The organism is Mucilaginibacter humi, assembly GCF_013087555.1.
In genome coordinates, this window is sequence record NZ_JABFCR010000017.1 from 1 (window position 1) to 13,187 (window position 13,187).

Sequence of the window (13,187 nt, forward strand, 5' to 3'; positions counted from 1 at the left end):
ATGCGGATTGTTCAGCATTAAATTTCCGCTGGCCACCGGTTGTTGACCGGTTGGCTTATCAGTTGGGAGATATACGCCGCAGACATTGGCGCTATCCTCGCAGGTCAGATCCTGGCGAACGTAATTACTGATATTTTGAATATCAGCTCCTCCGGGCCGGAACTGGAAGTATAACGATAGAAGTAAGTAGTGTATTTATGGGTATTGGTAAATGCACTTGCCGCAATTGCTAATACGATTGCGGCTGTAGGAATTAAAAAGCTTTTCATTTTAAAAGTGCTTTGTTACATCAAAAAGCACCAAAAACTTTAAAGATGATCAATTTAACTGCCTGCACTTTACAGGTTTCGGCTTTTCCTGCGCATTCACCAGATGCCTTGTCCCCGATGATTGCCTGGTAGATCGCTTATTGCCGCTTTGCCTTTCTCTCCGTGTAAATCCCCAAACTACTCAACAGCAAAAAGAAAACGTTGAACACCAAATGCAAGCGCCAGCTCATTTTACGGACCACTCCACCGCAGGAGCAGGGAACCAGTGGGAAAAATGGAATACGGCCAAAGCCGGTATAAATGGTAAAAGCCGCCATCAGGATAAAGGCAAGGCAGAACCCCAATAACGGGTAGGCCTGAAATAAAGCGCGGTGGCGGTCAGCAATTCCGCTTCCGGCAGCGTCCAGCCAATATGGCCTTCATTGGTACTGGCAATACCTGCCTTGCCAGTTCTGCCTTGAAAAGACTAAAATCGGCCAATTTGCTAAGCGCGGCGTAAACGAACAGAAAGATCAGCAACGATGCTGCAATAGTAAGTATTGGGCTATATCTCATAATGGTAAATGATGAGATAAAATTATAGTGAAGCTCATGGACACGGGTGTGATCTAAATCACCGCTTTTAGGGAAGAATTTTACAATTTTTGGAAGAGACTATAGGTTCTTCGCCATCAACCTGCTGAGGTTTTCGCGGGTCATATTCAGGTAGCTGGCGATCAGCCGCACAGAGGCTTTCCGGAACAGTTCCGGCTGAAGTTTTCTTGTTTGCCGGTAACGCTCGTCGGCTTTCCGTGTCAGTAACCTTTTCCGGAAGCGTTCCCGGTGTTCGTATTGCCGCACAAAAATATTCTTCAGGACAACAGCTTCACTAAATAGCAGCAGGTGTTCCCCGGAGTTCCGTATAAGTCAGGGAAACTAATACCGACGGTTGTAACGCTTCGAGGTAGCGGTCTGAAGGTTCATTCCAGAAACCTTCATAGGAAAAACCAGTTCTTTGTTATCGTAAAATGCCAGCGTATGTTCCCTGCCCGTGTGATCGAAATAATAGCTGCGGACAAACCCCTGTTCGAGAAACCACAACCTGTTTTCGCGCTGACCGTCCGCATGGATGATCTGATGTGGCTGGTAGATCTCATTTTTAGCGGAAGTCAGCAGGGCCTCCCGGTAGTTCTCGGTAAGCCGGACCATGGTGGATAAATAGGAAATCAGCGATTCAGCGCCCATAACTTTAAGTTAATATATTGACAACTGCGGATGCTTGGCAGACCTCCCTCATTAGGTTTAAATCCCCGCAATAGCGAATTCGGCAAATTAAAGTGGTTTTATTTCCGGTCGTGGTGACATCAGGCAGATGAAATAATTATTTCTTAATTGTTAAGAATAATTTGCATGTCACCACTTTTGCATTTTTTATAGGTTAGGTTTAAAGTCTAAATCTATCACCTATGCTTATTGATCTTACCAAAGCCAGCTTCAAGGATTTTGAAAATATACCCGGCCAGATGCTTTTCAGACCGCCGGAGAATTCCAGTACTACCTTGATTTCCTCCAAAGTAACGGGCACCTGAACTATCGCATTGAATCCCGTAGTCCGGTCGGTCCGGAAATGGACCTGATGCTCCCCGGCGACACGGCCCCGACCAGGTCGGTCTGCCTGGTGTCAAACGATTATCTCGGTTTCAGCCAGCATCCGACTATCAAAACCGCGGTGATAAAAGGTATAGAGCAGTTCGGGACCGGTTCAGGCGCTTCACCGGCAATCGGCGGTCATTTTAGCTATCATGAAATGCTGGAAAAGAAGATCGCAGCTTTTTACCGCGGCCAGAGGCGATCCTGTATACCACCGGCTATACAGCGAATAGTGCAACCCTGCAATGCCTGTTGCATGAACAGGACCTCGGCGATCATTGATATGGCCGTACACGCCAGCGTGTATGAAGGTTGCCTGAAGACCAATACCAAACAGTTCCTGCACAATAACCTCGAACACCGAACAAATCCCGCCAAGGCGAAAGATGCCTACCGGACAAAATTTGTTATCGTTGATGGCGTTTACAGCCAGACGGGGATATCGCCATGCTGGACCGGATCGCCGAGATCACTCATCATTATGGGGCCTACCTTGTTGTGGACGACGCGCACGGAATCGGCGTGGTTGGCGATACCGGCCGGGGCGTGATCGAAATGTACGACCTCTTTGACCGGTGGACATCATAACCGGGACATTCAGTAAAGCGCTGGGCAATATCGGCGGCTATGTCATCGGGTCGCGGGAACTCATCAACTTCCTGAAATATCAATCCAAACAGCACCTGTTCTCCACCACCGCCACGCCGGCGATCACCGGGATCATCCGGGCGATTGAACTGGTTGACGAGGAGCCGCAGTGGAAAGACCGGCTTTGGGAAAATATCACCTACCTGAAAAATGGCCTGATCGGTCTTGGTTTCGACGTAGGCACGACAGCTTCAGCGGTCATCCCGGTAAAAGTCGGCGAGATCCCGAAAACACTGGAAGCAGGCAAGCTTTTATTGCGTGCCGGCGTATATACCAATCCGATCATGTATCCGGCGGTGTCCCGCAAGAATGCCAGATCAGGATGAATGTCATGGCCACCCATACCCGCGCGCATTTGGACAAGGTGCTGAATGCCTTCGCGGATGCCGATCAAAAAGTTAAGATAACTAACGCCTAAACCTATCCGCTATGAAAAATTTCGCCGACCGGATTGCTGCTGCTATGGAGAATCAGTTGAATGAAATCACGCTGAACGGCGGCTCGCAGACGGATCAGTTGAAAGAATCGATTAAAGTGTAAAAAAGCGATGGCGAAATTAAAGAACTACATCGCCAGTTACGCCTTCGAGAATACCGAAGAAGAGATCACCTTTTTAAAGAGATCAAGCCTCTATTTTACAGCAAGTACATTTATTTCATCAATGTCTATAATTACCTGATGCACAAGCCCTTTGGCGGCGAAGCCGTGGTCAGGGAATATATCAGCTACGAACTGGCAGACCTGAAACGCTTTTTTGACCACAACCAATCATTTTACCAATATTACCGGGCGGGAACATCGGATATGGACCAGAAATATTTTACGCGCGGCGATTTTGACGTGCATATCGAATTGGAAGACTTTGAAGAGGACGAAATGTATTCTACTACGCATGATTATAAATTATCCAAGCTTATGGCCAATGAGAAATTCCGTGATTACCTCAACATGGAACTGCTGAGATTGGATACCGAACAACCGCTTGGGACAGAAAACGAAATTGACCCGGAACTGCTCTGGACGTATAACAAAACGGACCTGGTCGAACTTATCTACGCGCTGGTAGCGCTCGGGGTATTTAATAACGGTCAGGTCGCGCTAAGGCCGGTGATCGATTTTTTCAGCGATCTTTTCAGATTGATCTGGGTTCTTATTACCATAAATATACCGACATAACCAACCGAAAAAAGGATAAGACCGTTTTTTTGGATAAACTTAAAATGGCCTTGCTGCGAAAAATTGAGGAGGGTTTTGAAAAGGAATTCCGTGTACAGCAGCGCATGGAATTCAAATAATAGAAAAAAACACCTACCTCCTGTGATAGGTATGAAAAACTTATTTTAAGTACCCCAACCTTGCTTTCAGAATTACCGCATGGTGCGGTGGTTTTTAAATTAAAGCTTATGTTGTCTTCAATTTCCCGGCAGCACTACCTTGCTGCCGTTGTTATACTCACCGTCACTTACTACCTGTATGTAGTCCTTCGCTATTATCAGACCGAAATCGCTGCTTTTTTAAAGGTAAACAGGCTGCGCCTGAACTTGTTTCAGGAATCAGCTCCTCTACGTTCAGCGTGATGGGTGAAGCCGTGCCGGATAACGGCGTGAGTGTGAGCGATACGCAGAACCTTATGTTTTCAGAAACGGTGCCCGATGATCCTGAATTTATGTCCTCTGATTTAACTCAGGCACCGCCAGCTGATGGATCGTCCGTTGACCTGATCCGGGAAACGGCTGAGCTGGTAGAAGCATTTAAAGACATCGACAATAAGCAGGAGTTTTTGACGCTGCTGCATATCCTGATCGGTTCTTACCAGCGGTTTAATACGGATTTAGATCTGGCCCCAGTCTTTGACCGCGTAGTCGCGCTCTCGAAAGAAAAGTTAGTATTTCCGGTTACGCTGGCTGACTTGCAAAGTAATCGCGCATAACTAAATATTCATTAACCATAAAATTTCAATCATTATGAAAGCTCAAAGATCAAACTTCCTGCTACGGACAGGAAACTTATTCAGACAATTAGTGACCACCCTGATCATGGTGTTGTTCAGTTTGACGCTTTATGCCCGTGGATGGCAATTCCGGTATTACTTCCGCTACCACCCGTGTGAAAAGCTATTTCTCTACCGGCACCAGCCTGATGTACGCGATAGGTGCCATCATGGGACTTGTCGGCGCAATCAAGGTATTTAAGAAATGGAATGACGGTGAACACGATACCGGTAAAATTGCTTCAAGTTGGTTTGGCAGCTGCATTTTCCTCGGGTCGTAGTAGCAACAGTCTTGAAATCATTTTTCGGAGTTTAACAAGTTTTGACCATGGCACTGTACCAGATCAACAAAGGCATCAATAAACCCATAGAATTTAAAGGGTTAAAAGCACAGTATATCGGCTACCTCGCGGCCGGCCTGGTATTACTGCTCATCAGCTTCGCCGTCATGTATATTCTTGGGGTACCGGTCATGGCCTGCATCCTGATCATTATCAGCCCGGGTAGCGGATTATTCTATCAGGTATTTCGCCTCAACCACAAATACGGTGAACACGGACTGATGAAAAAGGCGGCCAAGGGTTACCTGCCGAATCATTTGAAATTCAGCACACGCAAATTATTCTTACGATTAAAACATTAAATATGGCATCCTATAGCAAAGCAGAACAAGTGTTCCCCGTATACAAGGTTGAGCATGACGCCATGGTTTCGGCGCAGGGGGATCTGACTATTGGTTACAAAGTGATCCTGCCTGAAGTTTTTACGCTGTCCAATGACGAGTACCTTGCCTTTCATGAAGTGCTCGTCAAGGCATTGAAACTGCTGCCCAAAAACACAGTCTTTCATAAACAGGATTGGTTTGTCAATGATCAGTATGAAGCGGTATTCGCTAAAGACGGCCACCAGCAGGTTAAAACATTTTTAGCCCATGCCAGTGAACGCTATTTTCATGAGCGCGCATTTCTGCATCATCATTGCCACATTTATTTAACCAAGAAACCGGCTAAGTTTAAACAGTATTCCAGCGCGGTAAGCTCACTGATGCGTAAACGTATCGTGCCGGCGCAAACAACCTGCGATGAGCTCTTCCGGGATTTTATGGATAGCGCGGGCCAGTTTGTAAGGGTATTGGAGGATAGCGGATTGATTACTCTTTCCGTGCTGAATGATGATGAACTTGCCGGGACTTTACAGCGGCCGTGGGTGTTGGAACAGTATTGCTTCCTGCTGAATCAAGCAGAAGCCCCGGTGCTGAAAGACATCCACATTCATGACGAGATCAGGATCGGCGACAGTCATTGCCAGTTGTATACCCTAAGCGATGCCGAAGACCTGCCGCCGCTTTGCGGGCCACGGATCACTTACGACAAATACAGTACAGATAAAACAAAATTCAGTACCGGGTTTGCAACACCCATTGGTACGTTGTTGAAATGTAATCATATCTACAATCAGTATATTTTCATAGGTGACAGTCAGCAAACCATCAAGAAACTGGAAGCAAAGAAGCTCCGCTTACAATCGCTGTCGGCCTATTCGCGGGAAAATGCCATCGGCCGGGATGCCACCCAGACTTCCTGAATGAAGCCATCAGCCAGCAACGCCTGCCGGTTAAGGCCCATTTTAATATACTGGCCTGGACGGATGATCCGGCGGATTTAAAGAACCTGAAAAACAGGGTGAGTTCGGCACTGGCACAACTGGATGCGCAGCCTAAACAGGAAACAGATGGGGCGGCGCAGATCTGGTGGGCAGGTCTGCCGGGCAATGAAGCGGCCTTTCCGATGAATGATACGTTTGATACGTTTGTCGAGCAGGCGACCTGTTTCCTGAACACGAAACAAATTACCAATCCAGTATCAGCCCTTGTGGAATCCGCTTGGGTGACCGCTTATCCGGGAAACCGGTACACGTCGATATCAGCGATGACCCGATGACCGTGGGGATTACGACAAACCGCAATAAGTTTATTTTAGGTCCTTCCGGCAGCGGCAAATCTTTTTTACCAATCACATGCTGCGCAGTTATTTTGAACAGGGCGCTCACGTGGTTATTGTTGATGTCGGCCATAGTTACCGTGGCTTATGCGAATTTGTCGGCGGCTATTATTTTACTTATACCGAAGACGAGCCGATCAGTTTCAATCCGTTCTATATCCCGGACGGAGATTATCTGGATACGGAGAAAAAGGAAAGCATCAAAGCCATGATCCTCGCACTTTGGAAAAAAGAAGACGAAGGCGTACAGCGGTCGGAATACGTAGCGATATCCGATGCTTTATATCATTACTATGAGAAACTGAAAAAAGAACCGGGAATATTTCCCTGCTTCGACAGCTTCTATGAATTTTTGAACGGTGACTTTTATGAAACGATGAAACAGTCGAAGGTAAAAGATATCCGTTTTGATATTGATAATATGCTGTTTGTACTGAAGCCCTATTATAAGGGTGGTGAATATGCCTACCTGCTGAATGCCGTGGAAAATCTCGACTTGTTGCAAAGGCGCTTTATCGTCTTCGAACTGGACAATATCAAGGATCACCCGATTTTATTCCCCGTCGTTACGCTGATCATCATGGAGACCTTCGTTTCCAAAATGCGCAAGCTCAGTAAAGACACCCGTAAAATGATCCTGATCGAGGAAGCCGGAAAGCGATTGCCGGGGAAGGCATGGCCGAATATATCAAGTACCTCTTCAAAACGGTCCGCAAATATTTCGGTGAGGCGCTGGTAGTCACCCAGGACATCGAAGACATCATCAGTTCACCGGTGGTCAAGCAGGCGATCATCAATAACAGCGACTGCAAGATCCTGCTGGACCAGCGGAAGTACCAGAACGATTTTCCAAAAATACAGCAGCTGTTGGGGATCACCGACAAGGAAACGGCATTGATCATGAGCATGAACCGCAACAACGATGAAAACCTGAAATACAAGGAAGTTTTCATCAGCCTGAACGGGCAGCTCTCCAAAGTTTACCGTACCGAAGTGAGCCGGGAAGAATACTGGACCTACACCACGGAGTCAGCTGAAAAAGCGAAAGTTCAGGCCTATACCAAAAAACTCGGCAGTGTCCGGCTGGCCATCGCGGCTATTGTCAGGGAAGAATTAGAAAAAGCAGCTTAACATAAACTCAATATCATGAAAATTTCAAGATTATTTAAGATCATACCCATAGCGTTGGTCGTGATCAGCGGATGTGGCAGACAAAATGAACAACGGTTCACAGGCACTTATGTCACCAGTCTTAAAGATGAATATGGTACTTCCGACGATACCCTGATCATTTCTGTTTTCGGGTCGGGTGAAGGCATGTACCAAATAAAAAGAACTTCGGTTTCAACCGGCTTAGGGACGGCAAATTACTGCCGAGAGAATACAAACAGGAGGAATGGATAGCTTCCTATGACGCTAAAAAAATGGTTTTACAGGAAACAGCATTCGGACGGCAAATATACTGGCTACCGGAAGAGTCGGCCTTACAATTCGGCTCAAAGTACAGGAAGATTAAGTAGGGAATTTAGAGGCGGAATGTTCGCTTTGAAGGAAAGGGGATTTTATGAAAAATTACAGGATCTATTGGGTATTGCTGATCAGCTTCGTCATCATCGCCGCTCCGGTAAAACAGGTTAGGGCGCAGTTCGTGATTGGCGAGGTCATCAAGCTTACCGTCACCAAGGTGATCAAAGCTATTGATCTGAAAGTGCAGCGGATGCAGAACAAAACGATCTGGTTGCAAAACGCTCAAAAAGTGATCGAAAACGAGATGTCAAAGACCCGGCTGACGGAGATATCCGGCTGGACAGCACAGCAAAGGACTTTGTACAGCAACTACTATATGGAATTAGGGAAGATCAAATCGATCATCGCCAATTATCAGCGGATCAAAGAGATCACGCTTAAACAGGCTGCTTTGGTCAGTGAATATAAACGCGCCTGGACTTTGTTCAGGCAGGACAGCCATTTCAACCCGCAGGAGTTGAATTATATGCAGCAGGTTTACGCCGGGATTTTGGATGCCAGCGTTAAAAACCGGATGAGATCATGCTGGTGGTAAGCCCTGCTAAAACGCAGATGACCGACGAGCAGCGCACGGAGTTAATTAACAAAGCGAGTGACCGTCTGGATGAGAATTATGACGACCTGCACCAGTTCAATAACCGGGGGATTCAGTTAAGTCTCGCCCGGAGTAAGGATTTAAGCGATAACCAGTCAATCAAAAAGCTTTATGGAATCAATTGATCAAATCAAAGGACAGGCCCGGGAAATCCGAAGCAAAAAAGCAAAAACTGCTTGCATTGACCATGCTAACTTTTGCAGCTTCTATAGTCGCTACGACTGTTAAAGCGCAAACGTTTGCCGAATGGTTCCGGCAAAAAAGCACGCAAAAGAAATACCTGTTGCAGCAGATCGCCGCTTTGCAGGTGTATGCAGCGTATTACCGGGCGGGGAACAACATCGCGCACAATGGTTTAGGTTCAATTACCGGATCATTATCATTAGAAAACGCGTTGCACCGGACTTACTATACGCAACTGCAAACGGTTAACCCGGCCATCAAAGACAACAAGGCGGTCGGCGACATTTTACAATGGCAAAAGGATATTCTAAGCCGGATGGGTAACCCGGATAAAACAGCCAATCTTACGGCTGACGAGCAGCAGTATATCATACAGGTAAAAAATGCGCTGTATCAGGATTGCGATGAGCAACTAATGGACTTGCAAAATGTAGTAGCGGATAACAAACTTCAAATGAGCGATGAGGAAAGGTTCAGGCGTATCGGGGTTATCCATATAGCTATGCAAAGTAATTACTGGTTTGCCTCGGTATTTTCCGGCAGGTCAAAGTCTACGCGGTACAGCGGGCGAAAGATCGTTCCAATGTTTCAACAGAAAAGAAATTATTCAGCATTAAATAGTATTACAGGATGAAAAAGCAATGGAGATATATCGTGTTCCGGTGGTTCTTGCCGGCAGTTTGATCAAACCGCAACAGAGCCGGGCACAGGCACAGGAAATGCAGCAATTGATACTGGATATTGAAAAACTTACCCAGCTGAAAGGGATTTTGAGTGACATGAAAACGGGGTATCAGATTTATCAACAGGGTTACGGCAGCATTTCTCAATTGTCCAAAGGTAACTTTGATCTGCACAGCGTCTACCTGAATGGTTTGTTTTCCATCAATCCGGCGGTGAAGAATTACGGACGGGTAGCCGAGATCCTAACCCAGCAGGCGAGTCTGGTGAGCGAATACAAAACGGCTTATACCCGGTTCCGGCAAAGCGGCACCTTCAATGCGAATGAGTTAAGTTATATGAGTGAGGTCTACACTCAGCTCATCAGCCAGAGCCTTCAAAATTTGGACGAACTGACCAATGTGCTGACGGCCGGCAAGTTGCGCATGACCGATGACGAACGGTTGCGGGCTATCGACCGGATCTATGCGAGCAGTTCGGATAAACTCCAGTTCCTCCGGTATTTTAACCGGCAGGGTATTCTACTGAGCATTCAGCGGACCCGGGGACAAAGGCGACACTCAAACGCTCAGGCAGCTTTATGGCATAAACAACTAATCCCAAATACGATGAAAAAGAAGATTTTTTTAACCGCAATTTTTGCGGTAACGGGGATAGCTTTCCCATTATTTTCCAAAGCGGATGGACTCGCAACGGATATCCGGGGCTTGCAGGGTACGCTAAATAGCGTCTATAACGATATGTTGCCGATGTGCAGCCAGTTGATCGGCGTCGGCCGGGCCATCGCCGGATTTGGAGCATTATGGTATATCGGCAGCCGGGTATGGCGCCAGATCGCCAGCGCTGAACCGATTGATTTTTATCCGCTTATGCGGCCGTTTGGCTTAGGTTTGGCCATCTTACTTTTCCCGACCGTAATTGCCGTCATCAACGGGATCATGTCGCCAACCGTTACCGCCACCGGCGGAATGGTGCAGAATTCAGATGCCGCTATTGCAGCCTTGCTCAAAGCCAAAGACGCAGCGGTCGAGAAGACAGAATCTGGCAGATGTATGTTGGCGATAATGGTGCCGGGGACCGCGATAAATGGTACAAGTACACGCATCCGGACGATCGACAGCATAAAAATGAAAATATAATATCTGGCATTGGCAATGACATGAAATTCGCAATGGCCAAGGCTTCCTACAATTTTCGTAACTCGATCAAACAGTGGATGTCGGAGATATTGCAGGTCTTGTATGAAGCGGCTGCTTTGTGTATCAATACTATCCGCACCTTCTACCTGATCATCCTCGCTATACTGGGGCCCATTGTTTTTGGCTGGCGGTATTTGACGGTTTTCAACACACGCTGACGGTGTGGCTGGCCAAATACATCAACGTTTTTCTGTGGCTGCCGGTGGCAAATATCTTTGGTGCGATCATCGGCAAGGTGCAGGAAAATATGCTTAAACTGGACATCAGCCAGGTGCAAAGCGCGGGCGATACCTTCTTCAGTTCAACCGATACGGCTTACCTTATTTTTTGATCATTGGCATTATCGGCTATTTCACCGTGCCAAGCGTCGCCAATTATATCGTCAACGCGGGTGGCGGGAATGGCTTACTCCAAAAGGTGAACAGTATGGTCAGCAGCACCAGCCAGTCCGTAGTTGGTGCAGCTGGTTCAGGCAGCAGTATGGTGGCCGACGCCTTTGGAAATCAGCGGTCAAATACCAGCCAGAGCATGGCCGACAGCGCCGTATCCAAACCTTATTTCGAGGATAAAGGCAGCAATCCGAATAACCAAAGGGCCTCCAAAATCGATCCCCAACAAGCTTAATTATTGATATTAAATCTTAAGATCATGTTCACACATCTCAAAAACATCGAAACAGCGTTCAGGCATATCAAGCTTTTTAGCTATTTACTGATAACGGCCTGTACCATTATTTCCTGCTTTGCGCTGTATAAAAGCTACCGGGCAGCTAATATCGCCGGTAGCCATATTTATATCGGCGAACGGCAAAGCGCTGGAAGCCTTTGCGGCAGACCGGAAAGATAACATCCCCGTGGAAGCCGGGGACCATATCCGGATGTTCCATCATTATTTCTTTACGCTGGATCCGGACGAAAAGGTAATTGACGGCAACATCGGCAAGGCATTATACCTCGCCGACGAGAGCGCCAAAAATCAGTATAATGACTTGAAGGAAAAAAGTTATTACAACAACCTGATCTCAGGAAATATCAGCCAGCAGGTAACGGTTGACAGTATTCAGCTGGATATTAACCAGTATCCCTATTACTTTAAATGCTATGCTACCGAAAAGCTGATCCGTTCCACTTCAACCGTGAACCGGAGCCTGATCACGCAAGGCTATTTGCGCAATGTAACCCGGTCGGATAATAACCCGCATGGATTTTTGATCCTTCATTGGGAAACCTTAGCTAACCGCGACACCACCATTCAACACTAAAGGCTATGAACTTATTCAAAAATAAAACGTCCGGTGCGGACAACGATAGGCTCGCCGCTTCATTGGCACGGAAAATTGTGAAGTTTCAGCGGCAGATTTCAGGAAGGCTGAACCGGTGGTTCAACGCCTTTTCCATCAATCAAAAAAAACGGGTTGTCATTATTTTCGGGAGTTTAATAGCTGCCGTCCTGATCGGCGGTTTGTTTTATCCTTCTTATACCATTCCTAAATTATCGCAAAACTACAGCTCGGCCCATATCGGGCAGGCTTCCGATACGCCTAAACCGCAGCTATCCAAGCGTCAATTAACAGATTCATTAACCAAAAGAAAGTAATCATGAATGCTACATTAAAAACCGGGCAATTGCCGCAGCATACGCCCGAATTCCTGCGGGAACGCAAATTTTTACTCATCATGCCCTTACTCATCCTGCCTTTTTTAACCATGGCCTTCTGGGCTTTGGGAGGTGGTAAACAAAGCGCCTCTGCCCAGCAAACAACAACGGCACCGGGCTTAAACGCAACCTTGCCCCGGGCGCAGTTCAAAGACCAGAAGAGCCAGGACAAGATGGGAGTTTACCAAACCGTTAAGTCTGATTCTGCCCATACTGCCGGGAGCGGCGTGAGTGAGAGTTTCGTAAGATCAATGGGGCTGGATGCCGCCAAAGCCGGTCATCCGGATTCTATCACGCAGCGCTCTACCGCAAACCTTACCGGCGGCCCGACAACAGCCGACGTGAACGAAGCGAAGATCCAGGCGAAACTGGCCGCGATCAACCAGCAGATCAGTCAGCCCGAACCGGCAAGCTATGGCGGCGGTTCAGCTGCGCAGCAGTCCAACGCAGATGTCAAACGGCTGGAACTGATGATGAAAGCGATGAACAGTAATGGCAGTAACAGCGACCCTGAAATGAAGCAGCTGACACAAATGCTGCAACAGATCAATGACCTGCAAAATCCGGGCAATGCGAACAGCAGGCTGCGAAGCCAGTCTTTGAAAAATCATGGCCGGGTGTATCCCGTAATGGCAGCCGCTGAAGCTGACGACGAAAATTCCCAGCCGGGTAATTTCCGGGCCAGCTACGCTTCAGCTAAGGGTGATGGTAAAAACAGAAAACACCAGGCAAAACCCACGGAAACAGCGGGAAATACCATCCAGGCCGTGGTGCACGAAGATCAGACCCCTGGTTAGTGGTGCCGTGATC

At 47.3% G+C, this 13,187-nt stretch carries 18 protein-coding genes and 4 pseudogenes; 18 read left to right on the forward strand and 4 right to left on the reverse strand.

Annotated features, from left to right (window positions below; translation table 11 throughout):
• Positions 1–104: 104 nt before the first annotated feature.
• The 4 genes from HK413_RS04985 to HK413_RS04990 all read right to left on the reverse strand — a co-directional run bounded on the left by HK413_RS04985 (position 105) and on the right by HK413_RS04990 (position 1,457).
• Positions 105–269: a hypothetical protein gene (locus tag HK413_RS04985; RefSeq protein WP_175269361.1), complete on the reverse strand. Its 165-nt coding sequence runs from the start codon at positions 267–269 to the stop codon at positions 105–107.
• A 137-nt stretch (positions 270–406) separates the two neighbouring features.
• A complete protein-coding gene (locus tag HK413_RS21980; protein WP_394353134.1) occupies positions 407–586 on the reverse strand; it encodes a MauE/DoxX family redox-associated membrane protein in 180 nt (59 codons plus the stop codon).
• Positions 587–647: 61 nt separating this feature from the next.
• Positions 648–824, reverse strand: coding sequence for a hypothetical protein (locus tag HK413_RS14905; protein WP_217452086.1), 177 nt, complete (start codon positions 822–824; stop codon positions 648–650).
• Positions 825–1,184: 360 nt separating this feature from the next.
• Positions 1,185–1,457, reverse strand: coding sequence for a cyclic nucleotide-binding domain-containing protein (locus tag HK413_RS04990; RefSeq protein ID WP_175269362.1), 273 nt, complete (start codon positions 1,455–1,457; stop codon positions 1,185–1,187).
• A gap of 469 nt (positions 1,458–1,926) precedes the next feature.
• Here HK413_RS04990 and HK413_RS19360 point away from each other — a divergent pair, with 469 nt between their 5' ends.
• From HK413_RS19360 to HK413_RS05065, 18 genes and pseudogenes are all read left to right on the forward strand, one after another.
• The gene (locus tag HK413_RS19360) at positions 1,927–2,448 is read left to right on the forward strand and encodes an aminotransferase class I/II-fold pyridoxal phosphate-dependent enzyme (protein WP_317169298.1); all 522 of its coding nucleotides are present in this window, start codon (positions 1,927–1,929) and stop codon (positions 2,446–2,448) included.
• Between the two features lie 25 nt (positions 2,449–2,473).
• A complete protein-coding gene (locus HK413_RS19365; RefSeq protein ID WP_317169299.1) occupies positions 2,474–2,872 on the forward strand; it encodes an aminotransferase class I/II-fold pyridoxal phosphate-dependent enzyme in 399 nt (132 codons plus the stop codon).
• Positions 2,873–3,093: 221 nt separating this feature from the next.
• Positions 3,094–3,225: a hypothetical protein gene (locus HK413_RS19370; RefSeq protein WP_262886794.1), complete on the forward strand. Its 132-nt coding sequence runs from the start codon at positions 3,094–3,096 to the stop codon at positions 3,223–3,225.
• Positions 3,204–3,841 (forward strand): annotated as a pseudogene (locus HK413_RS05000) (RteC domain-containing protein). Before HK413_RS19370 ends, HK413_RS05000 begins: the two are co-directional and overlap by 22 nt.
• Before the next feature lie 278 nt (positions 3,842–4,119).
• Complete coding sequence (locus HK413_RS05010; RefSeq protein WP_175269363.1) at positions 4,120–4,476, forward strand: hypothetical protein; 357 nt, start codon at positions 4,120–4,122, stop codon at positions 4,474–4,476.
• 140 nt (positions 4,477–4,616) lie between these two features.
• Positions 4,617–4,852 (forward strand): annotated as a pseudogene (locus HK413_RS05015) (DUF4134 domain-containing protein); the annotation flags it as partial.
• A gap of 12 nt (positions 4,853–4,864) precedes the next feature.
• Positions 4,865–5,179 carry a DUF4133 domain-containing protein gene (locus HK413_RS05020; protein ID WP_175269398.1) on the forward strand — a complete coding sequence of 105 codons (315 nt, stop codon included), beginning with the start codon at positions 4,865–4,867 and terminating at the stop codon, positions 5,177–5,179.
• A 2-nt stretch (positions 5,180–5,181) separates the two neighbouring features.
• Positions 5,182–7,667 (forward strand): annotated as a pseudogene (locus HK413_RS05025) (TraG family conjugative transposon ATPase).
• Between the two features lie 15 nt (positions 7,668–7,682).
• Positions 7,683–7,940, forward strand: coding sequence for a hypothetical protein (locus HK413_RS05030; RefSeq protein ID WP_175269364.1), 258 nt, complete (start codon positions 7,683–7,685; stop codon positions 7,938–7,940).
• A gap of 160 nt (positions 7,941–8,100) precedes the next feature.
• Positions 8,101–8,598: a hypothetical protein gene (locus tag HK413_RS05035; RefSeq protein WP_317169300.1), complete on the forward strand. Its 498-nt coding sequence runs from the start codon at positions 8,101–8,103 to the stop codon at positions 8,596–8,598.
• The gene (locus HK413_RS20770; protein WP_317169301.1) at positions 8,586–8,783 is read left to right on the forward strand and encodes a hypothetical protein; all 198 of its coding nucleotides are present in this window, start codon (positions 8,586–8,588) and stop codon (positions 8,781–8,783) included. Before HK413_RS05035 ends, HK413_RS20770 begins: the two co-directional genes overlap by 13 nt.
• Positions 8,780–9,475 (forward strand): hypothetical protein, encoded by a 696-nt coding sequence (locus HK413_RS05040; RefSeq protein WP_175269365.1) that lies wholly within the window; start codon positions 8,780–8,782, stop codon positions 9,473–9,475. Before HK413_RS20770 ends, HK413_RS05040 begins: the two co-directional genes overlap by 4 nt.
• Before the next feature lie 7 nt (positions 9,476–9,482).
• On the forward strand, positions 9,483–10,661 hold the full coding sequence (locus HK413_RS20775) for a hypothetical protein (RefSeq protein ID WP_317169302.1): 1,179 nt from the start codon (positions 9,483–9,485) through the stop codon (positions 10,659–10,661).
• Between the two features lie 118 nt (positions 10,662–10,779).
• Positions 10,780–11,052 carry a hypothetical protein gene (locus HK413_RS20780; protein ID WP_317169303.1) on the forward strand — a complete coding sequence of 91 codons (273 nt, stop codon included), beginning with the start codon at positions 10,780–10,782 and terminating at the stop codon, positions 11,050–11,052.
• On the forward strand, positions 11,049–11,345 hold the full coding sequence (locus tag HK413_RS20785) for a hypothetical protein (RefSeq protein ID WP_317169304.1): 297 nt from the start codon (positions 11,049–11,051) through the stop codon (positions 11,343–11,345). The genes HK413_RS20780 and HK413_RS20785 overlap by 4 nt, the downstream gene beginning before the upstream one ends.
• Before the next feature lie 24 nt (positions 11,346–11,369).
• A pseudogene (traK, locus tag HK413_RS05055) lies at positions 11,370–11,982 on the forward strand (conjugative transposon protein TraK).
• A gap of 5 nt (positions 11,983–11,987) precedes the next feature.
• A complete protein-coding gene (locus tag HK413_RS05060; protein ID WP_175269366.1) occupies positions 11,988–12,317 on the forward strand; it encodes a hypothetical protein in 330 nt (109 codons plus the stop codon).
• Between the two features lie 2 nt (positions 12,318–12,319).
• Positions 12,320–13,174, forward strand: coding sequence for a hypothetical protein (locus HK413_RS05065; protein ID WP_175269367.1), 855 nt, complete (start codon positions 12,320–12,322; stop codon positions 13,172–13,174).
• The last annotated feature ends 13 nt before the right edge of the window (positions 13,175–13,187 follow it).